Source organism: Bradyrhizobium sp. Ghvi (assembly GCF_900115265.1).
Classification (GTDB): domain Bacteria; phylum Pseudomonadota; class Alphaproteobacteria; order Rhizobiales; family Xanthobacteraceae; genus Bradyrhizobium.
The window spans coordinates 70,204-96,060 of the sequence record NZ_FOVU01000005.1; the positions used below are offsets into that span (position 1 = coordinate 70,204).

General features: G+C 60.2%; 22 protein-coding genes. 14 read left to right on the forward strand and 8 right to left on the reverse strand.

Annotated elements, in window-relative coordinates:
- Positions 1 to 16: 16 nt before the first annotated feature.
- The 11 genes from BM374_RS19760 (at position 17) to BM374_RS19810 (ending at position 14,204) form a co-directional block, all read left to right on the forward strand.
- The gene (locus BM374_RS19760) at positions 17 to 1,450 is read left to right on the forward strand and encodes an FAD-binding oxidoreductase (protein ID WP_092295172.1); all 1,434 of its coding nucleotides are present in this window, start codon (positions 17 to 19) and stop codon (positions 1,448 to 1,450) included.
- Between the two features lie 39 nt (positions 1,451 to 1,489).
- A complete protein-coding gene (locus BM374_RS19765) occupies positions 1,490 to 2,674 on the forward strand; it encodes an FAD-binding protein (protein ID WP_092295175.1) in 1,185 nt (394 codons plus the stop codon).
- Positions 2,675 to 2,676: 2 nt separating this feature from the next.
- Positions 2,677 to 4,050, forward strand: coding sequence for a glycolate oxidase subunit GlcF (glcF, locus tag BM374_RS19770; protein WP_092295179.1), 1,374 nt, complete (start codon positions 2,677 to 2,679; stop codon positions 4,048 to 4,050).
- 530 nt (positions 4,051 to 4,580) lie between these two features.
- Positions 4,581 to 5,420, forward strand: coding sequence for a transketolase (locus tag BM374_RS19775; protein ID WP_092295181.1), 840 nt, complete (start codon positions 4,581 to 4,583; stop codon positions 5,418 to 5,420).
- A complete protein-coding gene (locus BM374_RS19780; protein WP_092295185.1) occupies positions 5,417 to 6,424 on the forward strand; it encodes a transketolase family protein in 1,008 nt (335 codons plus the stop codon). Before BM374_RS19775 ends, BM374_RS19780 begins: the two co-directional genes overlap by 4 nt.
- A 719-nt stretch (positions 6,425 to 7,143) precedes the next feature.
- Complete coding sequence (locus BM374_RS19785; protein ID WP_092295188.1) at positions 7,144 to 8,682, forward strand: aminoacyl-histidine dipeptidase; 1,539 nt, start codon at positions 7,144 to 7,146, stop codon at positions 8,680 to 8,682.
- 69 nt (positions 8,683 to 8,751) lie between these two features.
- The gene (locus BM374_RS19790; RefSeq protein WP_244552643.1) at positions 8,752 to 9,876 is read left to right on the forward strand and encodes a sugar ABC transporter substrate-binding protein; all 1,125 of its coding nucleotides are present in this window, start codon (positions 8,752 to 8,754) and stop codon (positions 9,874 to 9,876) included.
- A 65-nt stretch (positions 9,877 to 9,941) separates the two neighbouring features.
- Positions 9,942 to 11,453, forward strand: a complete 1,512-nt coding sequence (locus tag BM374_RS19795; RefSeq protein ID WP_092295194.1) for a sugar ABC transporter ATP-binding protein — start codon at positions 9,942 to 9,944, stop codon at positions 11,451 to 11,453.
- A gap of 21 nt (positions 11,454 to 11,474) precedes the next feature.
- Positions 11,475 to 12,452 (forward strand): ABC transporter permease, encoded by a 978-nt coding sequence (locus BM374_RS19800; RefSeq protein ID WP_092296872.1) that lies wholly within the window; start codon positions 11,475 to 11,477, stop codon positions 12,450 to 12,452.
- Between the two features lie 63 nt (positions 12,453 to 12,515).
- Positions 12,516 to 13,412, forward strand: coding sequence for an SMP-30/gluconolactonase/LRE family protein (locus BM374_RS19805; protein ID WP_233442954.1), 897 nt, complete (start codon positions 12,516 to 12,518; stop codon positions 13,410 to 13,412).
- A gap of 42 nt (positions 13,413 to 13,454) precedes the next feature.
- On the forward strand, positions 13,455 to 14,204 hold the full coding sequence (locus BM374_RS19810; RefSeq protein ID WP_210188585.1) for an SDR family NAD(P)-dependent oxidoreductase: 750 nt from the start codon (positions 13,455 to 13,457) through the stop codon (positions 14,202 to 14,204).
- Positions 14,205 to 14,305: 101 nt separating this feature from the next.
- On the opposite strand, the gene BM374_RS19815 is transcribed toward BM374_RS19810, so the two are convergent.
- The 8 genes from BM374_RS19815 to BM374_RS19850 all read right to left on the reverse strand — a co-directional run bounded on the left by BM374_RS19815 (position 14,306) and on the right by BM374_RS19850 (position 21,584).
- On the reverse strand, positions 14,306 to 15,049 hold the full coding sequence (locus tag BM374_RS19815; RefSeq protein WP_092296876.1) for an SDR family oxidoreductase: 744 nt from the start codon (positions 15,047 to 15,049) through the stop codon (positions 14,306 to 14,308).
- A gap of 409 nt (positions 15,050 to 15,458) precedes the next feature.
- The gene (locus BM374_RS19820) at positions 15,459 to 16,274 is read right to left on the reverse strand and encodes an SDR family NAD(P)-dependent oxidoreductase (protein WP_092083520.1); all 816 of its coding nucleotides are present in this window, start codon (positions 16,272 to 16,274) and stop codon (positions 15,459 to 15,461) included.
- Between the two features lie 19 nt (positions 16,275 to 16,293).
- Complete coding sequence (locus BM374_RS19825) at positions 16,294 to 17,043, reverse strand: haloacid dehalogenase type II (RefSeq protein WP_244552644.1); 750 nt, start codon at positions 17,041 to 17,043, stop codon at positions 16,294 to 16,296.
- Positions 17,027 to 17,860, reverse strand: a complete 834-nt coding sequence (locus BM374_RS19830) for an oxidoreductase (protein ID WP_092295201.1) — start codon at positions 17,858 to 17,860, stop codon at positions 17,027 to 17,029. The genes BM374_RS19825 and BM374_RS19830 overlap by 17 nt, the downstream gene beginning before the upstream one ends.
- Positions 17,861 to 17,895: 35 nt before the next feature.
- Positions 17,896 to 18,594, reverse strand: a complete 699-nt coding sequence (locus BM374_RS19835; RefSeq protein WP_092295203.1) for a dihydrofolate reductase family protein — start codon at positions 18,592 to 18,594, stop codon at positions 17,896 to 17,898.
- Between the two features lie 33 nt (positions 18,595 to 18,627).
- Positions 18,628 to 19,788, reverse strand: coding sequence for an MFS transporter (locus BM374_RS19840; RefSeq protein ID WP_210188586.1), 1,161 nt, complete (start codon positions 19,786 to 19,788; stop codon positions 18,628 to 18,630).
- 28 nt (positions 19,789 to 19,816) lie between these two features.
- Entirely contained in the window at positions 19,817 to 20,689 is an 873-nt protein-coding gene (locus BM374_RS19845; RefSeq protein ID WP_244552645.1) for a beta-keto acid cleavage family enzyme, read from the reverse strand.
- Between the two features lie 10 nt (positions 20,690 to 20,699).
- On the reverse strand, positions 20,700 to 21,584 hold the full coding sequence (locus BM374_RS19850) for an NAD-dependent epimerase/dehydratase family protein (protein ID WP_092295213.1): 885 nt from the start codon (positions 21,582 to 21,584) through the stop codon (positions 20,700 to 20,702).
- A 506-nt stretch (positions 21,585 to 22,090) separates the two neighbouring features.
- Here BM374_RS19850 and BM374_RS19855 point away from each other — a divergent pair.
- The 3 genes from BM374_RS19855 to BM374_RS19865 are packed head-to-tail and all read left to right on the forward strand — an operon-like array spanning position 22,091 to position 25,829.
- A complete protein-coding gene (locus BM374_RS19855) occupies positions 22,091 to 23,218 on the forward strand; it encodes a substrate-binding domain-containing protein (protein ID WP_091880892.1) in 1,128 nt (375 codons plus the stop codon).
- A gap of 45 nt (positions 23,219 to 23,263) precedes the next feature.
- Positions 23,264 to 24,841 (forward strand): sugar ABC transporter ATP-binding protein, encoded by a 1,578-nt coding sequence (locus BM374_RS19860; RefSeq protein WP_092295216.1) that lies wholly within the window; start codon positions 23,264 to 23,266, stop codon positions 24,839 to 24,841.
- Between the two features lie 43 nt (positions 24,842 to 24,884).
- On the forward strand, positions 24,885 to 25,829 hold the full coding sequence (locus BM374_RS19865) for an ABC transporter permease (protein ID WP_092083528.1): 945 nt from the start codon (positions 24,885 to 24,887) through the stop codon (positions 25,827 to 25,829).
- Positions 25,830 to 25,857: the final 28 nt, after the last annotated feature.

Consider the following 25,857-nt stretch of genomic DNA (forward strand, 5'->3'; position numbering starts at 1 on the left):
GAGTGAAGGAAGAGCCATGCCGATTGCATTCCCAATACCTGACGAGGCCGTGCTCGGCCGCCGCGGCGAAATTCTGACCGGCCTTGGCCAAGTCGTTGCCCCGGAGGCGCTCATCGTCTCCGAAGACGAACGCCGCGCCTTCGAGACCGACGCCCTTACTGCCTATCGGCGCATGCCGCTCGCGGTCGTGCTTCCGTCGACCACCTCGGAAGTGTCGGCCGTCCTGAAGTTCTGTGCGCAAAATCAGGTGAAGGTTGTTCCGCGCGGCGCCGGAACGTCGCTCGCGGGCGGTGCGATTCCGCAGGAGGATGCGATCGTTCTCGGCGTATCGAAGATGAACCGGATCTTGGATGTCAATTTCGAGAACCGGACCGCCCGAGTGCAGGCGGGCGTTACCAACCTTGCGGTGAGCCAGGCAGTTGCGCACGAAGGCTTTTTCTATGCGCCCGACCCGTCGAGCCAGCTCGCCTGCACCATCGCCGGCAACATCGGCATGAATTCGGGCGGGGCGCATTGCCTGAAATACGGCGTGACGACGAACAACATCCTTGGCGTGACGCTTGTCTTGCTCGACGGAACGATAGTTGAGATCGGCGGAGAGCACCTCGACAGCCCAGGCTACGATCTCCTCGGTCTTATCGTTGGATCGGAAGGCCAGCTCGGCGTCGTTACCGAAGCGGTCGTGCGGATTCGTCGTGCCGCGGAGGGCGCCAAGCCCGTCCTATTCGGCTTCGATACGAGCGAGGAAGCGGGGGCCTGTGTCGCGGCAATCATGGGTGCGGGCATCATCCCGGTTGCCATTGAGTTCATGGATAAGCAGACGATCGAGATCGTGGAGGGATTTGCCAAGGCAGGTTATCCGCTCGACGTCGGCGCTCTTCTGATTATCGAGGTGGAGGGCTCCGACCGTGAGATGGAAGCCATGCTCGCGCGGATCGTCGAAATCGCGCGGAAGCACAATGTCCGTCACATCAAGGAGAGCCACTCCGCAGCCGAAGCCGCGGCAATTTGGAAAGGACGCAAGTCCGCGTTCGGAGCAACAGGGCGTGTTGCCGACTACATCTGCATGGACGGTACAGTGCCGCTTGGTCAGCTGTCGAACGTCTTGAAACGGACAGGCGAGATTGTCGCATCCTACGGCCTGCGCGTCGCAAATGTTTTTCATGCGGGCGACGGCAACATGCATCCGCTGATTCTTTATGATGTTAACGATCCAGCCGAGCAGGCAAAGGCGGAAGCGGCTGGCGAAGACATCCTGAAATACTGCGTGGAAGTTGGCGGCTGCCTGACCGGCGAACACGGGGTCGGGATCGAGAAACGCGATTTGATGCGCTTCCAGTTCGAGGAACGCGATCTGCGGCAGCAGATGCGCGTGCGAGCTGTCTTCGATCCTGCATGGTTGCTCAATCCCGCAAAAGTGTTCCCGCTCGACAACCGGTTAACGGCGTAGCTACGCCGTGCGACACCGGCATCGGAGGGAGTTGTCCAAATGACCCGCCATAATCCAACGTCTGAGGCTGATGCCTGCGCAATCGTCGCAGAAGCTGCGGCGCAGCGCACTCCACTGGCGATTCAGGGCAGTGGGACGAAGCGCGCGTTCGGCAGGCCGCCGCGATTCGAGGCGACCCTCTCGTCATCGCAAATGACAAAAGTCACGCTCTATGAGCCAGCAGAATTCGTTATTTCCGCCGAGCCTGGCGCCCCTCTCAGTGGGATCGTTCGGCTGCTCGCGGAGCATCGGCAAGAGCTCGCCTTCGAACCTCTCGACTACCGCCCACTGCTGTGCAGCGACGGTGAACCGACGATCGGAGCGGTCGCCGCCATGAACCTTTCAGGACCGCGCCGAATCGCTGGCGGGTCAGCCCGCGATAGTTCTCTCGGGGTGCGGTTCGTCAATGGGCGCGGCGAGGCGATCAAGTCCGGCGGTCGTGTCATGAAGAACGTGACGGGCCTTGACCTCGTCAAGCTCATGGTCGGCGCGCATGGCACCCTCGGCTTCCTCACCGAAGTCACGTTCAAAGTCGTCCCGAGCCCACAGCGTGTAGCAACATTGTGGCTAGTGGGCCTCTCCGACCAGACCGCCATAGCGGCGCTGTCGGCGGCACTCGGCTCGCCGTACGATGTCAGCGGTGCAGCGCACCTGCCCGCGAAAATCGGTGACGGCGCGCGCACCTTGATCCGCGTCGAGGGGTTTCCCGATTCGGTAGAATATCGACTCGGTGAGCTGCGGTCGCTTTTGAAAGCGTTCGGCACGGCCGAGGTACTCGCCGATGACACTGGGAGGGATCTCTGGGGGGCGATCCGCGATGCTACGGTCCTCGCTGAGCCGCGCGATAAGGCGATCTGGCGCATCTCAACGGCACCGACCAAAGGTGCTGATGTCGCGGCGCGGATTGCTCGGACTATCGATGCGCGGTGGTTCTTTGACTGGGGTGGCGGGTTGATCTGGTTGGCATGCTCAACGGCCAGTGCCGCCAGTGCGGCAACGATTCGCGCGGCGACCCGTGAGGCCGGTGGACATGCCACCCTCGTGCGAGCACCCGAAGACGTCCGTGCTGCGGTCGATGTATTTGATCCGCCGATCGAAGCGATTGCGCGGCTTCAGACCGGGCTGAAAGCCTCTCTCGACCCGGCTGGGATATTCAATCCTGGCCGGATGTTCCCCGAGCTGTAACGATGCAGACAACGTTTACCGCTGAACAACTACAGAATCCCGCAACAGAGGCTTCGGAAAAGATCCTTCGAAGCTGCGTTCATTGCGGCTTCTGCACCGCCACCTGTCCGACATATCTGCTGCTTGGAGACGAGCTCGACAGCCCTCGCGGCCGCATCTACCAGATCAAGGACATGCTGGAGGGCAGCAAACCGGCGACCACGCCAGTCGTCAAGCACATCGACCGCTGCCTATCCTGCCTGTCGTGCATGACCACCTGTCCGTCGGGCGTGCACTACATGCACCTAGTGGATCATGCTCGCGCCTATATAGAACAGACGTATCGGCGGCCCTTCCACGACCGGCTCGTCCGGGCCATGCTCGCGATGATTCTTCCCTATCCGAGACGGTTCCGAGCGGCGATCACTGCGGCGCAAATTGGCCGGCCGTTAAAATATGTCTTGGCCGGCTTGCCCCATGTAGGCGATCGGCTTGCGGCAATGCTCGATCTCGCGCCAGCCCATGTGCCGCTTCGATCCGCCACGCAAAAGCCGGGTGTTTTTCCGGCAATGGGAGAGAAGCGCGGCCGCGTCGCAATTCTCAGCGGTTGTGCCCAGCCTGTACTACGCCCCGACTTCAATGAGGCAGCCGTCCGGCTCCTGACCCGCCACGGCGTCGACGTGGTGCAAGCCAGAGGTGAGGGGTGCTGTGGCGCGCTGGTCCATCATCTCGGACACGAACGCGATTCCCACGAATTCGCGAGGAGAAACATCGACGCATGGATCGCAGAGATGGATGGCGAGGGTCTCGACGCGATCATCATTACGGCGTCTGGATGCGGAACGACGATCAAGGATTATGGCTTCATGCTCCGTGAAGATCCCGCCTATGCCGATAAGGCACGGCGGGTTTCGGCAATCGCGCGAGATATCACCGAATTCCTCTGGCCGATGAAACTGGACTTCTCACCGAGAGCGCGCGATCTCGTCGTCGCCTACCATTCGGCCTGTTCGATGCAGCATGGTCAAAAGATCACAGAGGAGCCGAAAGCGTTGCTTAAACAGGCCGGCTTTGCGGTCAAGGATATACCTGAAGGACACATCTGCTGCGGATCGGCGGGGACTTACAACATTCTTCAGCCGGAAATAGCGAAACAACTGCGTGCGCGAAAGGTGGCAAACATCCGACGCGTGAAAGCAGACCTGATCGCGACGGGAAACATAGGCTGCATCACGCAGATCGGCGATGGCGCCGACATACCGATCGTCCATACGATCGAGTTGCTCGATTGGGCGACCGGAGGGCCAGCACCGAAGTCATTGCGGTCGGCTGATCTCAAGGGCGCGCTAGGTAACAACTGCGTGTCTGGTTGCAGCGAGTGCGAGATTGCGCGGTGAGAACTCGAGCATGGACGACGCAAAGCCCACCTTAGTTTTAGATGTCGCTGCCGATCATCCAGCGGCATCTGGCATGGCTCTGATTTGAGCGGCGGTTCCGGATTGGGCGGAGTGGGTCGATAGTGCGAGCGCGCCCACGGCAAACAAAAACGATCTTCTCAGCATGTCACATCTCCAAAGTGTTGTCGGAAGACGCGGCGTTCTTGCAAAGGGTCCTCCAGAGACGGAGGATGATGTCACCCGCTTGACGCATGTTAAGGGGGGCGGATGGCTCGCGCCGATCTTCGTTCGAAACTTGCAACGGCGTCGCCGTCATGCATGAATCAGAATCACCTAAATGCCGATCTAATTCTTTTGCTGTAATCGCCCAGACTTATATTGCTGGTGGCAATCGCGGACCGAAGAGCCGCGCGAATCGGAGAAGCGCCCAGATCGAGTGCGCAACGGAAGATCGCCGTATGCCTCGTCTCGTTCGCTGTTCGACAGGAGCGCGGGTTTCGCGCGTTCCGCAACAACTAGGATCAGGCGACATGACGGTTCAAGGCCACAACGTCTCACTGCACGAACGAGCTCGCCGCATCAGATGCCATGCGCTCCGAATGGGCGAAGTGCAGGGGCAGGGCTACATCGCCCAAGCCCTGGATATCGCTGACGTGTTGGCGGTGGCTTACTTCCATGCCATGCGGTATCGGCCGGAAGATCCAGAGTGGGAAGGGCGCGACCGCTTCCTTCTCTCCAATGGTCACTATGCAATTGCACTGTACGCCGCGTTGATCGAGGCGGGCATCGTTCCGGAGGCAGAGCTGGAGACCTACGGCTTCGATGATAGCCGTCTGCCGATGTCCGGTATGGCAAGCTACACGCCGGGGATGGAAATGTCGGGCGGTTCGCTGGGGCTCGGTCTTACCATCGCGGTCGGTCGATGCCTTGGATTGAAGCGAAAAGGGTACGACAGCTTCGTCTACACCTTGTTCTCTGACGGCGAGCTCGATGAAGGATCGAAGTGGGAGGCGATGATGTCCGCCGCTCACTACAAGTTGGACAATCTCATTGCCGTGGTCGACGTCAATAACCAGCAGGCGGATGGCCCTTCTGGTCAAATGATGGGCTTCGAGCCCCTGGTCGACAAAGTGCGATCATTCGGCTGGTTCGTTCAGCGGGTGGATGGTAACGATCTCAATGCCGTCGTTGCGGCATTCGATGCGGCAAAGACGCATGAGGGAGCCGTGCCGCGAATGATTATCGCCGACACGGTCATGGGAAAAGGCGTGCCGTTTCTTGAGGCGCGTGAGCGGAATCATTTCATGCGCGTCGATGCGAACGAGTGGAAGTTGGCGCTCGCAGCGCTGCAGGATGGGAGTCAGCCATGAAGGTGACGTCAAGCACCACTACGTCGAAGCAGCGCCTGACGACATCGGCGATGATCGCTTCGATTGCCGCAGAGGGACAACCAACAAGGCCCGCGCCGTTCGGCCATGCCTTGATCGAACTCGCGCGACGGTGTCCTGAAGTCGTTGGGATGACGGCTGACCTCGGCAAATACACCGATCTCCACGTGTTTGCGAAGGAGTTTCCGGACCGTTACTATCAGATGGGTATGGCTGAGCAGCTGTTGTTCGGCGGCGCATCCGGTCTTGCCGCAGAGGGCTTTATGCCGTTTGTGACGACTTACGCTGTGTTCGCTTCTCGGCGCGCCTATGATTTCATTCACCAGACGATTGCCGAAGAAGATCGGAACGTGAAGATCGCATGCGCACTGCCAGGGCTCACATCCGGATACGGCCCAAGTCATCAGGCGGCGGAAGACCTGGCACTGTTCCGCGCGATGCCGAACATGACGGTTATCGATCCATGCGATGCTCTGGAAATTGAGCAGGTAGTGCCTGCCATGGCGGCGCACCCTGGCCCTGTCTATATGCGTCTGCTGCGAGGGCAGGTGCCGCTCGTGCTTGACGAATACGGCTACAAGTTCGAACTTGGAAGAGCGAAGCACTTGCGAAGCGGGGATGACGTTCTCATCATCTCTTCCGGCCTACTCACGATGCGGGCGTTAGAAGCAGCAAAAAAACTTGAAGCAGATCGTGTTGGCGCGTCAGTGCTCCACGTGCCGACCATCAAGCCGCTTGATGTCGAGACCATTGTGGCCGCTTGTAGAAAGCCGGGGCGAGTCGTCGTCGTCGCGGAGAACCATACGATCATTGGTGGGCTAGGCGAAGCAGTCGCCGCTGTTCTGATGAGGGAGCGTGTGCATCCTGCATTCCACATGATCGGCCTGCCGGACGAATTCCTAGCGGCTGGCGCCTTGCCTACGCTTCACGATCGATACGGAATTTCGACGGATGCGATCGTTGGCAGCGTCAAGTCCTGGCTGTGACGGTTACGTACCACGACGCGCGGACGCGAGTCTGCTTGTCGACCTTGAACGAGTCGCCCTGGGTCTGCCCATACGGAGCCTCCAAATGAGCAGACGGGCACCCTTGACAGGTTCGCTCGGTACGGGAAGCGTAGGTCAAACCTGCGCGGCAGGTCGCCCCTTCAGTGGACCCTGGTGCTCGCGGCCATAGGCCTAAGCTAGGGAGCTTTAGCGTTCCCCCGACTGAAGACTTTCGTGCTCATAGCGGAGGCGCCTGTCGGCGGCCGCTCAGGCATTTGGCATTCTGCTTGGCGTGGAAACAGACTCCAGGAAGCCGATCAGATATCCTGCGGTTCGCATGTTTCTGTCGAAGCCACCACGAACCTCTCGCAATTTTTCGACAGCCAAGCGTAGCGAGCAAGCGCGGCATTTACCAGGAATCTCGGCACGTCTTATTCGACACTGGCTTTCTTGCAGTTGCCGACGCTATTTGCCGCGACCGTTTAGCACCCGTTTCTCTGATGCTAGCGCCGGTAAAGACGGTGACGGTCGGCGCGTGGGAGATCGTAGAACGTACCTCCCCTCGATCGAAGTTTGTTCGCCGCTCGAAACTGGCATTTGGATGAGGACAATTCACTCAATGAAGCGCGCAATTCGTTTGATCTGCTGATCCTATTTCTTATCGTCGGAAGGATGAGGGCGGCCGCAATGCACGACGGCGCCGGCACTGGGAGGAATTCATGTCTGCGCACCAGACCGCAACAACAACCGTAAACGATCGACGTCCCGACGCTCACTCAGTGGGAGCCGATAAGAGTGGAGTCCTTGCGGACCTCAAACCCGACGTCTTCTTTCGCTACTTCGAAGAGATCAGCCGCATTCCCCGCGGGTCCTATAACGAGAAGCAGGTGAGCGACTACATCGCAAAGTTCGCGCGGGACCGCGGGCTCGAGTGCTACCAAGACGACATCCACAATATCCTCGTCAAGAAGCCGGGAACGAGCGGATACGAGAACGCGTCGCCGCTCATCTTCCACGGTCATACCGACATCGTGTGCGAGAGCGATGAAGGTGTGGAGCACGATTTCGAGAAGCAGGGCATCAAGCTGCGGATCGACGGCGACTTCATCCATGGCACCGGTACGACGCTCGGCGCCGATAACACGGTGGGTGTGGCGTTGGCGCTATCCGTGCTCGACGCCAAGGACATTCCCCATCCGCCACTCGAGGTCGTACTGACAGTCCAGGAAGAGGTCGGAAAGGGAGGCGCTCAACACTTCGATGCGTCCCGTCTGACGGGCCGGCGGTTGATCGATTTCAATTGGCACGATCCCAAGAGTCTCTTCGCCGGCTGCGCGGGCGATATCTCGGCGCGCTTCCGGATCCCGGCCGAATGGCAGAAGGCGCCGGCTGGTTTGACGGCGGTGCGATTGTTCGTGAAGGGACTGAGCAGCGGCCACTCGGAGTTCGACATTCATCTGGAGCGTGCAAACGCGATCGTCCTTCTGGCTCGGGTCGTCGGTGCGCTTCTTGACGACCTGCCGGTCCGCCTCGCATCGGTCAAGGGAGGCGTCAACCGGTACGTCATTCCGGGAGACGCTGAAGCAGTCATGTTGCTTCATCAAGCGGACATGAAACGTGCAAGCGAGATCGTTCGGAATGTCGCCGCAGATATCAAGAAGGAGTTCTCAGTCAGCGACCCGAAGCTGGAGGTCGGTTTGGAGCCGTGCGCCGGCCATGTCGATCGTGTACTTTCGGACGTAACCGCCAATTCGGTCGTCCAGGCGGTCACGCTCACGCCGAACGGGGTCCAGAGCATGAGCCTCACCATCGCCAATCTGGTCGAAAGTTCGAATACCATTGCGTTGTTGTCGACAAGCGACGAGGAAATCGAGATTCTCTCGACTATTCCGAGCGCGATCAGCTCGCGGCGATACGCCATCCTCAAACGAATCGAGCGGCTGGCCGAGCTAATGGGGCGCGGTACAAAGGTTACCACTTTTGCCGATTGCCCAGAGTGGCCCTACAACAAGGACTCGAAGCTTTTGGCGGTCGCCACCCGCGCGTTCGAAGATACGTTCAAGGCCAAACCTCACGTTGAAGTATCTCACTCGAGCCTCGAGTTGGGTCTTTTCAACAAGAAGATCCCGGGAATCGACATGATCTCGATCGGACCGGAAGCGTTCGATGTGCACACGACCCGAGAACGTCTCAATCATACCACCGTCGAGCCTATCTGGCGGCTTCTCAAGGAAATTCTCCGCAATCTCAGAGATTAGCGCGACGTCGCGCGTCTCAGCGGACTGATCGTTGGCAGAGCTCCATAATGACTGGAGCCCTGGACGAGGTTGCTCGCGCACGCGGGCAGCAGATGTTGCACCAAAAACAAGCATTGGAGGGGAAACATGAAGCGTTCTTTCTGTAATTCATTGGCGGCGGGGTTGCTCGTGGCCGTCGTCGTGCCCGGTGTGGCCTTCGCCGCCGACTACGGGGCGGTTTTTCCAGGAATCCTCATGGACAAGGTGATTCCGCCGACCGGCAAAGAGGCGAAACCCCAGGTGAAGACCAACCGTCCCTTGAAGGTCGGTTTCCTGCCGACGGCAATGGATACGTACTATCAGCGTGTGCTGGCTGGAGTTAAGGAGGAGATCGATAGAGCCGGCGGACCTTCCACGATCCAACTGCTCGTGCAAGCGCCGAAGAGCCAATCCGCGACGGACGATCAGGTCCGCACGATGGAGGCCTGGATTAACGAACGCGTCGACGCGATAGCGGTCGCGCTCTACAACGAGGGCGCTTTGGAGCCGTTGATCCGCCGCGCGACGGAAGCGGGAATCCCGGTGTTCCTGTTCAACTCACCCGTCGCCGACGACCCTTATTACGTCAGCGATATCGGATACGACCAGAGCGACGGTGGTCGCGCTCAGGCGCAGTGGATTGTCGATAACTACAAGGACAAGGGGGAGGTCAAGATTGCTGTCCTGGAGGGCTTGCCCGGTCCGCACACTGCGCAGCGCATGAAGGGCTTCAATGAAGTCCTCTCAAAGTACCCGAACCTGAAGATTGTGGCCAAGCAGCCGGCGGGTTGGGTGCGCGCGCAAGGTCTGACCGTGACCGAGAACATGCTCACCGCGCATCCCGATGTGGATATTCTCGTTGCGCTCTACGATGAAATGGCGCTGGGAGGCCTGCAGGCCTTGAAGGCGAGGAAGCTGAACGGAAAGATTGCGATCGTAGGCTACGAGAACATGAAGGAAGCCAACGACGCGATCAAGGTCGGCGATTTTGCGGCCACCGTGGATACCGGGGCCAAGGAGGAAGGCCGCAACATCATCCGCGCGGTCGAGCAATTCGTCATGAAGGGCGAAAGCATTCCGAAGAAGATCTTCGTCGCCCCGAAGACCTACGACGCCAAGAACATCGGCACGTTCGATCCGGCTGACTACATCTACGTCGCAAAGAACACGAAGTAGATGATCGCGAGGGGGCCACGCCGTTGTGGTGTGGCTCCCTCCGTTTGAATGTGGGGGGCGGCATCATGAGCCAGTCGGAACACGCGCTCAAGATCATGGGCGTCGGCAAAAGGTTCGGAGTGACCAACGCGCTGTCGGGCATTTCGATGAATCTGGCCAGGGGTGAGGTGCTGGGACTGGTCGGTGAAAATGGGGCCGGAAAATCGACCCTGATGAAGATCCTGTCCGGAGCCCATGCGCGTGACGAAGGCGACATCGAGATCGATGGAGTTCGGGTGGACATCCGCCAGCCCGCGGACGCGCAGCGGGCGGGTATAGGCATTATCTATCAGGAACTCAGTCTGTTTCCTGACCTGGACGCGGTTGAAAACATTTTCATTGGCCAGGAGATGTCGGTCGGAAAATATCCAAACATGACGGTGCCGCTTCGAAAGAAGGCCATGCGGGATTGCGCCGCTCGAATCCTGAACGATGTGCTTGGCGTCGAGATCGATCTGGATTGTCCGGTTGGTTCACTTGCCCTAGCTCAACGGCAAATCATCGAAATCGCCAGGGCGTTGAACTCGAATGCAAATATCCTGATCATGGACGAGCCGACCGAGGCTCTCGAAAAAGCCGAGCGAGAACAGCTCGTCAGAATCATCAACGATCTCAAGCAAGCGGGGAAGTCCGTCATATATGTGTCCCACAAGCTTGATGAGGTTCTGAAGATCTGCGACCGCGTGGTCGTATTGCGGGATGGGGCATGCGTCGCGGACTTGCCGGCGTCATCGCTCGACGTGAACAAGGTGATCAGCTTGATGATCGGCGGCTCGCTGGCGAAGCAGTTTCCGACCAAGTCAAGCCCAGGCGCTGATCCCGTCCTCAAGGTAGAAGGGATATCCCGACGCGGAGCGTTCGAAAACGTCAGTTTCGAACTGCACGAAGGGGAGATTCTGGGTGTTGCGGGACTCGAAGGATCGGGAAAGAGCCGCCTTCTGAGGGCGCTGTTCGGCGATGGTGCGTCGGAGTCCGGTAGAATCGTGCTGAAGGGTCGTTCGACTTCGATCAGTTCGATATCGGACGGGATGAACAACCGGATTGCGTTTCTTCCCGCCGAGCGCAAGACGGAAGGCATCTTCGCTGAACATAGCGTCGGCTGGAATTTGACCGCCTCTAGCCTGTCCAAGTTTGGCGGCGTTCGCCTGGATCGACGAGCGGAACGAATTCAATGCACGAACTATATCCGGAAGATGGGAATCAAGTCGGAAGGACCTCAGCAGTCGATCGGACGGCTGAGCGGCGGCAACCAGCAGAAAGTGCTGTTAGCGAGATGGCTGCTGACCGAGCCGGACGTATTGCTTCTCGAAGAGCCGACGCGCGGGATCGATATCAGGGCGAAGGCCGATGTCTACCAACTGATCGCCAGCAGCGCGCAAGCGGGCAAAGGGATCATCGTCGTCTCATCGGACAGCACCGAGCTGTTGGGGTTGTGCCATCGGATATTGGTCATGTTTGAAGGCGAGGTGGTCGGAATATTGGACGCGGCTTCCGCGAGCGAAGAAGCCATCGCCTCGCTTTCGATTCAGCGGACCTGAGAAAAAATAATGGAGAATGGAATGTCGACTCAGGCCTTGGATACAAAGACCCCGGTATCGAAGTTCAGGCTGTCGGGGGGCGCGAGCGGAATCGTGATCGCGTTGATCGTGATCATTGTGGCACTTGGAGTCGCATCGCCGCGCTTTCTGAGCGTCGGAAACCTCACAGACATCACGCGCCAGGCTGTCTTCGTCGCCATTATCGCGTTCGGAGCCACCCTCGTTATTGCCATGCGAGGCATTGATCTCTCGGTTGGGTCCACGCTTGCATTCACCGGCCTGATTGCGGCGGACCTGATGAACCGCGGGTTGAATCCATACCTCAGCGTCGGGGCGAGTCTGGCCGTCGGAACTCTGATCGGGATTGTGAACGGCGTACTGGTTGCAAAGGTCAAGATTGCTGACTTCATCGTCACGATGGCGATGATGGTCATCACGCGTGGCCTGATCATGGTCTACACGGAGGGCATTCCGCTCACTGGCTTGTCGAATCCTTCCTTTCAGGTCTTCGGTCAGGGATTTGTTGGGTTTGTGCCGATGCCGGTGTTGGTGACCATACTGACGTTTGCTGCGGTCTACTTCCTGCTTTATCAAACGCGCTTTGGCCGTTACACGCTGTCAATCGGGAGCAATCCGGAAGCGGCGCGGTTGGTCGGAATAAGGATCGACCGCATTAAGATTGCGGTGTACGCGCTGACTGGATATCTGGCTGCGTTGTCCGGCGTTCTCCTAACTTCTCGCCTCGAAGCAGCTATGCCGGAGGCCGGCGAGGGATATGAACTGGATGTCATCGCGGCGGTAGTCATGGGCGGGACAAGTCTCGCCGGAGGTAGGGCGTCCTTGTTGGGAACTGCTGCCGGCGCGGTCCTCATGGCCGTTGTACGCAACGGCCTCAATATTCTCAACGTCAATACGTTTTGGCATCAAGTCGTGATCGGCGCGATCATTCTGTTGGCCGTGTGCGCCGACAAGTTTGGTGGCCGCTCGCGGGATACCTGAGTGCGGGAGGCAGCTGTGGGTTTTGGCCTTGGTCCAATCGAGAACAGCTTGCGATACCCCGTCGTGGGCGTCGAACCGCTCGATCGTCGGTTCACGTATAAGATCGGAAACGCACCTATCGAGCGTCTTGCGACGGGCTTTGGATGGGTCGAGGGGCCCGTCTACTTCGGGGATAACGGCAGTCTTCTTTTCAGCGATATTCCGAACAATCGGATTTATCGCTGGCTTGAGGCGGATGGACATCTTGGAATATTCCGATGTCCCTCGAACTATGCCAATGGCCATACCCGTGACCAAAGCGGACGCCTTGTCAGCTGCGAGCACCTTCGACGCGTGACCCGCACTGAGCTGGACGGTCGTATCACCGTGCTGGCGGATCGCTATGAAGGCAAACGTCTTAGTTCGCCCAACGACGTGATTGTGGCCTCCGACGGTGCCGTGTGGTTTACCGACCCCGGCTACGGCATCGACAGCGACTATGAGGGTATCAAGCAGGAAGCCGAGCTTCCTCGGGCAGTCTACCGACTGGATCCCACCGGATCCCTCCAGGTGGTTGCGGATGATTTCGTGCGGCCTAACGGCCTCGCCCTATCTCCGGACGAATCGCGTCTCTATGTCGTCGATAGCGGAATAACGGATGGCGGCCCGTCCCATATTCGTGTCTTCGACGTGGTTGATGGGCGTCTGCGGAACGGCGCTCTGTTTGCCGATGATTTCGCTCCGGGGTTTACGGACGGCTTGCGTATCGACGTTCATGGAAATGTCTGGTGCAGCATGGGGTGGGCGGACCCCGCTGAAGATGGCGTGCGGTGCTACTCCGCGGAGGGCGCCTTGATCGGAAAGATTCATCTCCCAGAGACCTGTGCGAACGTTTGTTTTGGCGGGCGTCGCAAGAACCGGCTGTTCATGGCGGCGAGCACCTCGATTTACGCCGTGTGTCTCAACACGACGGGGATTTGACGAGCGCCGGAAGCGCGACCGGATGAGACGAGGAGAGTTGAAGTGCTTGCTGGAAAGATTGCTATCGTCACAGGGGCCGGCAAAGGAATGGGCGAGATCCATGCCCGCGAGTTTGCTGCGCAACATGCGGCAGTGGTCCTCACCGATGTCGACGCAGTGAATGGTCGTCGTGTTGCCGATGAAATATCGGCGTCCGGCGGTAAGGCAATATTCGTCGATCACGACGTCGTCGATGAGGGGTCGTGGAGCAACGTCGTTGTTGAGGCGGAGCGCGCCTTCGGGTGTGTCAACGTACTGGTCAATAATGCGGGAATATTCATCCGCGACACGATCGAGAACCTCTCCGTCGTGGACTTTCGAAGGCTGTATGAGGTCAACGTCACTGGTACGTTCCTCGGATGCAAGGTGGTCGCTTCCAGCATGAAGCGGGCCGGCGGAGGCTCGATCGTTAACGTGTCATCAGTGTCTGGAATCGTCGCGAACATGCCGGGCATGACCGGCTACTCTGCGACAAAAGGGGCCATCCGCATGCTCACCAAGGCTGCCGCCGTCGACCTGTGGCAGCATGGGATCAGAGTGAATTCGATACACCCGGGCACGATCAGGACGCCCCTCAATGAGGATTACTTCTCAGACCCGGAGAAGACGCGGCTCATCCTGGGAAGTACGCTTATGGCAAGACCTGGAGAGTGCTCGGAAGTGTCGGCGGCGCTCATATTCTTGGCGTCCGACGGATCGAGCTACATGACGGGCTCCGAATTGGTGGTTGATGGCGGTATGACTGCGGTCTGACTCAGCGTTGAAGGCCTGCCGGACCATCAACCGCAGCCAGAACGCAGGCAAACTCGAGAGAGAAGTAGGTTAAGGCTCAAAATGCCTTTCAATCGCAGGGTTCACCAGGCCTGATCGACAGGAGTGACAATGACCTCGTTGATTGCGACGCTTGGCGGCTGGTTCAGCGCGAAAAACACTGCTTCGGCCACAGCCTCCGGCTTGATTGCCTGCCTGGAGAGATCGATGGCGACGTCCTTCGCCCTGCCATCGCGTAGCTTGTAGGGCCAGCCCGTATCGATCACGCCGGGGCTTACCATTCCAACCTGGATGCCGTGAGAGGCACCGACCTCTTTGCGCAGGCTCTCTGTCATTCCTTGGATGAAGAACTTGGTCGCGGCATAGACTCCGCCTGCTTCACCGGCACGGTGGCCTGCAACGGAATCGATGTTGAGGATGCGACCCGCCTTGCGTTCGAGCATGGAAGGAAGGACGGCGGCGATGCCGTGCAGATACCCGCGCAGGTTGACATCGATCATCTTGTCCCAGTCCGCGATCGCACGCTCCTCCCAGTACGAGAAAAGCATCAGGCCGGCGTTGTTCACCAGAATGTCCACGGGGCCGTAGGTGCTCTCCGCCAGCGCGACGAGCGATTCGAAATCCTCTACATGGGTAACATCAGTCACCTTGTAGACGGCCTTACCGCCCGCGGAGTCGATATCGGCCACCAACTTCTTGAGGCCGCCCTCGTCGATGTCACCGAGCACCATGCGCGCGCCCGCTCCGGCCAGACGCCGGCTGGACGCGGCACCGATTCCGGACGCGGCGCCTGATATGACGGTAACGGCATTCTCCAGATACTTCATGGTCATGTCTCCGTTGTTGACAACTTGCCTGGGCCGCGCCTCAGAGCGGCTCGCGATCAATTCCATTCGGGGCCGAGGTCGGGCGGCGAGATCAGCCGTCCATCTGCGATTGCATGGTCGTCAATGGTGTTCATGGCTTTGGTCCTGGTGATGAGATCCGGACGACTGCGCTCAGGCGCGCAGCGTGCTCGTCTCGATGACACAGCGGTAGCGAACGTGCTTGCTGACAACGCGCTTGCCGTCGTCACTGCGAGCACTGGCGAGCCGACCACCAAATCCAACTGGTGCGGATAAACAACCCGCCCAGTTGCAGAATGAATTGCGCCCGTGCCATACCCTGCGGTGATGGGCCGGGGCGACCCCGCTCGGGGCGCCGCAATGGATGCTGTGTTTACCGGCATCACCGTGCTCAGTCCTTCAGGCCCGAGCCGGGCTCGGCGCCGCCTGCGTGCGCCGCGGCCTTGAACGTATCGGGGAGGATGTTGTTGACGACGTGACCGATGAACTTGCTGCCGGGCTTGCCCGAGACGATGCGGTCTTTGCCCGCTTTCATCGCTTCATAGCCTTCATGCGCTACCTTGGTCGGCGCGGCCTTCACACCGAGGCCTAGCTCGGTCGTGTCCATGCCGGCGCGATGCCAGAAGGGGGTATCGACCTCACCCGGCAGAAGCAGGGTGAAAGTGACGCCGCTGTCCTTGTTCTCCTCCTTCACGGACTCTACGAAGGAGATCAGGAACGCCTTGGTGCCGCCATATACTGCCTCATAAGGCGTCGGCATCGTGCCCGAGATCGAGGCGGTATAGAGCAGCTTGCCCTCTCCGCGCTTCACCATGTCGGGCAGCAGGCGCTTGGTGAGGTGAACTTGCGAAGTCACGTTGAGCTGGATCATCTTGATCTCGGCCGCGAGATCAGTCCGGCCGACGAAATAGCCGCCGACATCGACGCCGGCATTGAGCGCCGCGGCGGCCAAGGGGCGACCGGTCTGCTTCACCGCATCGGCGAGCTTCTCGACTCCAGCGTAGTCGGTGAGGTCGGCTTCGACGATGATTGCCTCAACACCGGTCGCGCGGACAGCATCCGCGGTACGGTTCAGGTCACCGTTGGTGCCGGTCGCAGTGATGATGACGTCGTGGCCGTCGGCTGCGAACAGGCGCGCCAGCTCATAGCCGATGCCGCTGGATGCGCCGGTGACGAGCGCAAGCGGACGAATGTCGGGGTTCGTCATGCGAGTTCTCCTTTGAGGTTCAGTTGCAGCCGAGCGCGTCGGCTGCCTCGGTCAGGCTTTCGGCAATCACGTCCCAACCTTCCTTGGCATCGAGATCGGTGGTCTGATTGGGGCCGTGCTCGTGAGGACGGCGCACGAAGACGGTGCGGAGCCCTGCAGCGCGAGCAGCCTTCAAATCATCATTGTGCGCGGCGACCATTCCGACCTGGTCTGGACGCAGACCAACCGCGTCCGCCGAGCGCAGGTAGGTCTGCGGCATCGGCTTGTAGCTCTTCGTGACCTCGGTGATGACGTCCCATGGGAGGCCACCGAACCGCGCCAGGTTGAGCATCCCCTCGATATGGCCGTTCGACAACGGGCCGAGGGCGAAGTGGCGCTTGAGGCGGGTCAACCCCTCCAACGAGTCGGGCCAGGGATCCAGCCGCTCCCATGCCTTGTTGAGGTCAACGAGCTCCGCATCGGAAATCCGGCCGAAATCCGCATCGTGCCGGCTCAGCACCGTTTCGAGGTTTTCGCGATTGAGAACCTCAAGCTTGACCCAGGGGCGCTCGCCGGCCCGCACCTTCTGCATAGAGGGCTGGTAGAGAGCCCGCCATTCATCAGCGAAGACGAGTGGGTCCACCTCGATGCCGTGCCTGGCAAGGAACGGCTCGGACGCCCGTGCAACGCCCGTACGCCAGTCGACGACGGTGCCGAAGACGTCGAACCCGAGAAAGCCGACAATGGAGAAGTCTATGGGCATCACTGGCTCCTCAGTCGCGGTCGGCACTGCGGCTGGCCGCCTCTCGGGCCGCCACATCCTTGCGGACCATGTCAAACTTCTCGAGCATGCCGTCGTAGCCGAAATTGCCGAGCGGCAGACGCAGTGGCGGATGATCGTCGTGCGCGACATCGACGATGACGCGCGCGGCTTTGGCTGGGTCCCCGAGCTCCTGGCCTACGTTCTCGCGGAAGCTTCGGCGCTGCTTGCCGGCGGTTTGATCATAGTCGGCGATTGCGTGAGGGCCCGACACCTCGGCCGCCGAATTGCCCGCCCAGTCGGTCGCGAATGGACCGGGCTCGACGATCACAACCTTGATGCCGAGCAGTTCGATCTCCTGCGCCAGCGCTTCGGAAAGGCCTTCTACCGCGAATTTCGAGGCGTTGTACCAGCCGACGGCGGGAAAGGAACGGATGCCACCGACCGAGGAGGTGTTGAGGATCAGGCCGGACCGCTGCTTGCGCAGGTGCGGCAGCCACGCCTTTGTCACCGCCGCCAGGCCGAAGACGTTGACCTCCATGAGGCGACGGACGTGTGCGTCGTCACTCTCCTCTACCGCGGCGAAATAGCCGATGCCGGCATTGTTGAAGAGAATGTCGATGTTACCGAAGCGCTCGCGCGCAATCTCGATGCTGCGCGAGATCTCATCCCGCTTGGTGACGTCGAGCTGGGCGACTGCGACGCGTTCGGGGTCGATCGCGACCACATCGTCGAGCGCGTCGAGGGAACGAGCAGTTGCGACGATGCGGTCGCCGCGGCGAAGCGCCTCGAACGCCACTTCGTGACCAAAGCCGCGCGACGCGCCGGTGATGAACCATGTCTTCATGAGATGCTCCTCAAAACGCTGGGGGGAAGCCGGTCTCAGACGTAGGAGACGGAGTAGCGGAGGTGGACGATGCCATTGCGCCGCATTTCGTTCGCGCTGATCGAGAGGCGAACATGGTCGGCAAGCCCTTCGGGACCGGCCTCGAACAAGGTCCGACCCCGACTGCGCCCGCCGATCGCAGGGAAGAGAAGCAGGCTGATCTCGTCGACGAGCCCGGCCTTGAAAAACGTCCCGTTGGTGTGGCTGCCGCCTTCCAGGAGCAAGCGCCTGATCCCGAAGCGATCGGCGAGGATCTCGAGGACCGCGGCAAGGTCGATCGTGTCGTCTTCGGCGACGATGTAGGAGATGCCGTCGGCGGCGAGCTCCGCCAGATGCGCGTCCGGTACATCGCGGCCGAGAACCATGATGATCGGCGCGCCGTAGGTCTCAGGGCCCGTCCAGTGGAGCTTGCCATCCTGATCGATCAGGATGGCGTAATCATCGGCACCGGCACGGCCGACGTGGACCGGCCTTCCGACCTCGCCATGATCGCTCGGTGGATGGGGCTCGCCATCCGCGAACTCTTCACCGACCGCGCGCCCGGCGATCCAGGCATCACATTCGAGCTCGTCGTGCACCCGGTCATATTCGGCAACCAGATCGTCCGACGAGCGGCCCGTCGACGGGCTCCACTGATCGACGACGAGCTGACCGTCGAGCGGGCTCATCATGTGGCAGATGACGTGAGGCTTCATGTTTCGTCTCCTGAGAAGGGGCAGCACCGCGCATCAGCAGCACCGAGATGTCATGATCCCCAACCCGCCCGCCGCCAGGGCGGCACCGACGAGGCCGGTCGACGCCCAGCCAAAGCCGGCTGCGATCGCGAGCCCGCCCGTCCAAGAGCCGATCGCGTTGGACAGGTTGAAAGCCGAATGGTTCATGGCGGCGGCCAAGGACTGCGCGTGGCTTTCAACGTCCATAAGCCGCGCCTGAAGCGCAGGCACGAGCGCGAAGCCGATGCCGATCATGAAGAGCGACGCGCCGGCGAGAATCGGGTTGGGTGCGGCGAGAAAGAACAGCGCGAGGAACACGATGTTCCAGACGATGATGCCGAAAATCGACGGGATCAGCGCCCGGTCCGCGAGCCACCCGCCGGTGATGTTGCCGACGATCATGCCCAGGCCCCACAGCGCGAGAAACAGGGGCACCGTGCCCTCGGCCACGCCGGTTTCCTGAACAAGGGTCGGCGTAATGTAGCTGTAGACAGCGAACATGCCGCCGAAGCCGATCGTCGCAACCGCGAGCGTCAACCAGATCTGCGGAGGGGGAAAGGCGGACAGCTCGCGCCGCGGACTTGCATCCTCGTCCGCTTCGACCACGGGAATAAGAATGCGCAGCATCACCAAAAGCAAGGCACCGCAAACGGCGACTAGTCCGAAAGCCGACCGCCAGCCAAAGCTCTGGCCGAGCCACGTCGTCAGCGGCACGCCGACGAGGTTCGCAGTGGCCAGCCCCAACATGACGCGGCCAATCGCCTGCGCGCGCTGGGAGGGCGGCGCCATGGCTGCGGCGACGATCGAGGCCGTCCCGTAATAGGCGCCATGGGGGAGCCCCGCAACGAAGCGCCCAGCCGCGATGCCGAGATAGTCTTGAGTGACCGCGGAGGCGAGATTGCCCACCAGTACGATCGCGGCGAGCAACAGGAGCAAATTGCGCTTCTCCATGCGCGACGTCGTAATGGCAAGGACCGGCGCGCCGATAACGACGCCGAGCGCATAGGCGCTGATGAAATTGCCTGCCTGTGGGATGGAGACTCCGGCCGACTGCGCCATGCCGGGGCAGAAGTCCCATGGCGGCGAACTCGCCGGTTCCGATAAAGACGCCACCCAGCGCGATCTGCGCGAGCGCGCCACGCCCTGCGGGGCGGCGACAATCTTGTCTTGTATCATGATCCTTGTCTTTCTCGTGCTGCCCGGATCACAGACCAAGCATGTCCCGGGTTTGCGCCACTGAAGCCACCTCGCGTCCCATGGCGCGTGACAGGTTGGCGATGAACTGGATAACGGCGCCATTATCCGGGCAGCCGAGTTCCGGCCAACCATAGTCGCCGAGGCCGGCCGAGACGTGGCCGTCGCGCTCGATTGCGAGCGCGGCCTGACCGGTCACGTTGCCGATCTTGTTCGAGACGGACCATTCGAGCGGTCCGCCGGGAAGGAAGCGTAGATGTGCCTCCAGGCCATCGATCGTGCCCGGGTGGCCGCCCAAAATACCGCCACCCGTCAACTCGAAGACGAACCAGGCAGGGGCGTCGACGAGGCCAGTCTCACGAAGCGCCTCGAACATACGCGTGAAGGGGACAGCCCAACTGACGAACTGCGGTTTGACGCCAAGCGTGCGCAGCCGTTCGGCGAAGAAGCGCAGCGTCCCGGTGCGGTTCACATAGGTCCGCTCGCCGGAGCGAAACCCGCCGTCCTTGAAGCGGTCGATGTTGGTGCTGCCGGTATCGATCGGCGCGATATCGGGACGTGTGGCGGGATCGCCCGCCAGCGCCTCGATATGCCTGATCCGATCCTCATCCTCCCCGCCCGCAGTGACCTGACCGAGCGTTGGATAGACCAGGACATCGCACCGCTCGCGGATGGCGCGGATCGCCGCTGCATAGGTTTCGGCACGGTGGTCGGGTGAGCCATCGCCGTGACGTGCGTGGAAATGGACGATGCTGGCACCTGCCCGGCAAGCACGCGCCGCAGCTTCGCCGATCTCCAATGGCGAGAACGGGATGTGCCTGTTCTCGCTACGCGGCGTGTACTCGTTGATCCGAGCCTCGATGATGAGCGGTTTGCGCGCCATCACTCGGGGCCTACTTCTTGTCGGTCCAGCGATGCTCCGGCTGATAGCCGAGCACTCGCTTGGCCTTCTCGTTTGAGATGACCGCCTCGTTGCCGCTGAACGCCTTGCGGCGCTCGATATTCGGAAAGTGCCTGTCGAGCAGCTCGGTGGTCGAAGTCCGCATCACCGTTTCATCGTTGGTGATGAAAAACTCGTCCTTGCCGCGGACATCATGTTCGATCGCCAGCGCAACCGCCTGAGCTACGTCGCGATTGTCGATGTAGGTCCAGAAGTTCCAGAGACGCTTGGTGGAGTCGTCCTGCCACTTCTCGAACCCCTCATACTCCTCGGGGTTCATGACATTGGAGAGGCGAAGGCAAGTGATGCGCATCTCGGGATCGTTGAGACAAAACTGACGCGCCATCTCCTCGCCGAGCACTTTAGTCAGCGAATAGACGTTGTAGCCTCGCATCGGATAGGCCTCGTCGACGGGGACATAGGGAGCTGCGGTTTTGTCGTAGGGTATGCCGGTGGCGACCTCGCTCGCGCTCCAGATGACGTTCTTGATGCCGAGACGGCGCGCAGACTCGAACACGTTATAGGTCGTCATCATGTTGATGCGCAGCTCTTCGGCATCCGGCTTCATGCGCGGGTGGGGCATGCTGGCCAGATGCACGATCGCGTCGAATGCCTTGGCCTCCGCGCGAGCATAAGTATCGGCGCCGATCGACGACAGAGCGTCGAGCGCTTGGCCGAAGTCGGTGAGGTCGGCGACAATCGCGGCTTCCTTCGGATCGGATGGCGCGATGTCGTCAATTAGGAAAACCTCATAGCCCTTGTCCCGCAGATAGGGGACGAGGACCGTGCCGATTTTGCCGAGTGCGCCGGTGACGGCGACACGCTTGCCGTTAGCCATTGTTTATCTCCGGGTATGCTCGAGGCCGGAATGTCGTTCCGGAGGCCACAACCCGTTAGAACGGCATCCGATGCGAACATTGCGCTCAACACGCTGTGCGATCTGGCTCACACACCGCATGGCCACGTGGCGCTTTGATTCGCGAGAGCAGCCTTTGCGCAACGTGGCGGTCCATCGACCCGAAGAAGGGAATTGAAGTTTAGGGATTGTGCTTTCTCGATCATTGGACTGTTGAGCACCGCTGCACAATGGGGCCGTATCGCCAGGTTTGACCTAGATTCGCGTCGCAAATCGCGAGATTTATCCGCCGCCCCGGAAATCACGCGATGTCCAGCTCCAAGTCGACATGATCTGGCAATCGAGGCTCAGTGAAATTTGCTTCAAGCAAGCTAGTACATGAGCCGCGAGCGATTGACGGTCTCGGGTCGCGCGCATTAATGTATGCATTAAGGGACGCAAAGATCCTGTGACGCATTTGGGCGCAGCCCGTTCTTGGGAGGGATCACATGTCTAGCCTGATTAAAAACCTTAGCGCTGCGATAGTTGCTTCTGTCGCAATCATGGGCTTGGCCATAGGCCCGTCGATGGCGGCGGATGTTGCTGCGGCATTAAAGGATATCGAGGAGCATCCGGCATCCGGTCCGCACGGGGAAAAGCCCGTTCTCGCCAGCGACCTGGAGCTAAGCCCGGAGGAGATCGCAAAGATCAAGTCGATGAACGCGACTGCGGCTATCGTCATGCACTACACCGCCTCCGATTGGGCGAAGGCGCAGATGGCGGGCCAAAAGGCTGCTCTCGATATGCTCGGAATCAAGATCATCGCTGTCACGGACGCGGGGTACAAAGCCGAGCAACAGGTCTCCGACATTGAGACGGTCATGGCCCGCAAACCGAACGTGATGATTAGCGTTCCTGCTGAGCAAAACGGCACGGCCGCCGCGTACAAGCGTGCGGCGGCTTCCGGTATAAAGATCGTGTTTCTCGATCAGACTGGCGCCGGAATGTCGCCCGGGACGGATTATGTGAGCCTCGTGTCTTCCGACAATAGAGGTATGGGCAAGGCTGCGGCGCTACTTATGGCGCAGGCCCTGAACGGAAAAGGCAATATTGGATTGATTCCACACGCTTCCGACCTGTTTGCGACCGTCGAGCGCGTCATGGGATTCAAGGAGGCGATCAAAGCCTACCCTGACATCAAGATCGTGGCCGAACAGGGCGTCGGTGGCCCTGACTTTTCCGGTGAGTCTGAGCGTATCGCCTCTGGGATGCTGACCGCCCATCCTGAACTGAACGGGATTTGGGCTGTCTGGGATGTGCCGACCGAAGGCGTGCTCGCTGCGGCGCGTAGCAGCGGACGCGGGCCGAAGGATCTCGTGATCACGACCTGCGACCTTGGTGTAAACATCGCTATCGATATGGCGAAGAATGGTTACGTGAAGGGGACAGGATCGCAGCGGCCGTACGGCGCTGGCTATGCGGAAGGCATTTTGGCGGGCTATGCCCTGATCGGCAAAGCGGCGCCGCCCTATGTCGTCCTTCCCGCACTGGCGGTGACCAAGCAGAACTTGATTGCCGGCTGGCCAATGTCCAATGGGACGCCGCCGCCTCAAGTGGTGACGGACGCGTTGAAGTAGGACTAGTAGGCCCGGGAGTTTGTCCCCGCACGCGAGCTATGGGTCATGAGCGAATCCAGCAACGCGGTCGAGATGACCGGCATCAAGAAGTCGTTCGGAGGGCTCCAGGTCCTTCGCGGCGTCGACTTCGCGGTCAAGCAAGGAACGGTCCACGCGCTGATGGGTGAGAATGGCGCCGGAAAGTCGACGCTGCTCAAAATACTTCAGGGAATTCTGACGCCGACCGAAGGCTCGATAACCGTCTTCGGTCGGCAGATGAATAGCTTTAGTGCCGCTACATCCCGCGCCTCGGGTATCGGGATGATATTTCAGGAGCTCAGCCTGATCCCAAGTCTGACCGTCGCCCAGAACATCTTTCTTTCTCGAGAGCCGAGAAAATTTGGGCTTCTCGTGGACGATCGTACGGCGCGGGAGCGATCGAGAGTGATCATGTCCGAACTCGGCATGGATGTCGATCCGGCGACACCTGTTCAGAAGCTCAGCACTGGCCAGATGCAAATGGTCGAGATCGCGAAAGCGATCTCGCAAGACGCTCGCATCCTTATTTTGGATGAGCCGACATCCGCGTTGACCGGCGTTGAGGTCGAGCGTCTCTTTTCTCTCCTTAAACGCCTGTCCGCGGACGGGGCCGCGATCGTCTACGTGTCGCATCGGATGGATGAGATATTCGAGATCGCCGAGGAAGTAACCATCCTCAGGGATGGTCGGAACGTCGCGACCGCCCCAGTGCGCCAGTTCGAAATCCAGGACGTCGTCGAGCATATGATCGGCAAGCGGGTTGGAAGTTTCAGCTGGCGGCCGCGTTCGGTTGACCGCACGCGAAGCCCGGCTCTCGAGGTCCGATCGGTATCCGGGCCGAATAAGCCGATAAACGCTTCTTTCGAAGTTTATTCCGGTGAAGTGCTCGGCATTGCAGGGCTGTTGGGTTCCGGCCGCAGCGAACTGGCTCGGGTCATGTTTGGTATTGATGCAATGACCTCGGGCGAAATTCGAGTGAAAGGCCAAGCTGTCAGAATTCGCAGTCCACGTGAAGCGATGGAAGCGGGAATCGCCCTCATACCTGAAAGCAGGGCTCGCGAAGGCCTGATCGCAGCGCACAGCATACGTACAAATCTCAGTCTACCTCGACTAGGCGACCTCGCGCGAGGCCTGTTCCTTGACGGCACCAAGGAGACCGCTTCTGCGACTGGCTTGATTCAACGACTGCGTATTAAAGCAACCTCCAGCTCGGTGCCGGTGCGAACACTCTCAGGCGGCAACCAGCAGAAGGTGGTGCTCGGCAAATGGTTGGCCATGAATCCCGAGATACTCATCCTGGACGAGCCCACGGCGGGCATCGACATCGGGAGCAAAACGGAAATCGTCGATCTCATCCGCGAACTTGCGGATGAGGGACGGGCCATCATCATCATTTCTTCCGAGCTCGCCGAACTTCTGGCGGTTAGCGATCGAGTGCTCATCATGAGCGACGGACGCATTGCCCGCGAGGTGTCCAGGGACGAGATTTCCGTGGCGGCCGGCGAGCCGACCGGAAGTGCAGACGAAGGGGTGCAGATCGCCAAGGCGGAGCACAACCTTCAAGTCCTAATCCAGGAGGTGCGGCTCAATGCTCCGACGTACTGATGGAACTGGAACTGCAGCGACGACGCATCGAGGTCCGTTGGCCATGGTTAGAGGCGCTTCCATTGTCTCGGACTGGCGACAATACGTCGTCTATATTGGGTTCGCGCTGATTTTCGTGATATTCGCGATCACGCTAAGTGATCGCGGCTTCCTGTCAGCCAATAATCTGCTCAACATCGCACGACAAACCGCGATCATCGCCATCATGGCGATGGCCATGACCTTCGTGTTGTGCGCCGGTGAGATCGATTTGTCGGTTGGAGCCATTGCAGGCTTGGCTTCCGTGACCTCAGGCCTCGCTCTCAGCCGTTACGGGCTTGTACCTGCGATTGCGGCCGGACTTTGTACCGGTCTCCTTGTGGGAGCCGTGAATGGAAGCTTGACCGCCTGGATCGGCATTCCCTCCTTTCTGGTCACGTTAGGTATGATGGGCTTTGCCCGTGGGCTTGGCATGTGGATGAGCGGAACCTCTCCCGTGCCGGTGATCGATGACACCTTCATCGCCGTTTTCGGATCGGGAAATATCGGCCCGGTCCCGATCCTTGTATTGTGGGTCGTGATCCTCGGCGCGCTGGCTCATACGGCCCTGCGAAAGACCCCCTTCGGACGAAAGATCTTGGCCACTGGTGGTGGTGAGACAGCAGCGCGCTACAGCGGCATCAAGACAAGAACCGTCAAGTTTCAGGCGCTTCTAATGACCGCCACGGCGGCTTCCGTCGCAGGAATGCTTTACGCGGGACGCCTGCACTCGGGGCGCTTCCAGCTGGGAGAGGGCGATGAACTGTCGGTTATCGCCGCCGTCGTTCTTGGCGGTACCAGCCTGTTCGGCGGAGCCGGAACCGTCATCGGATCAATCGTGGGCGCGCTGCTGATCGGCGTTATCAACAACGGCCTCATTCTGCTTGGGCTCGACTTTAGTCAGCAGCTTATGGCGCGAGGCGTTCTCATAGTTCTGGCGGTGGCCTTGGGCCGCAGCCAGCGCGCCTGACCGAGCAGAACTCAAAAAAGAGGGACTA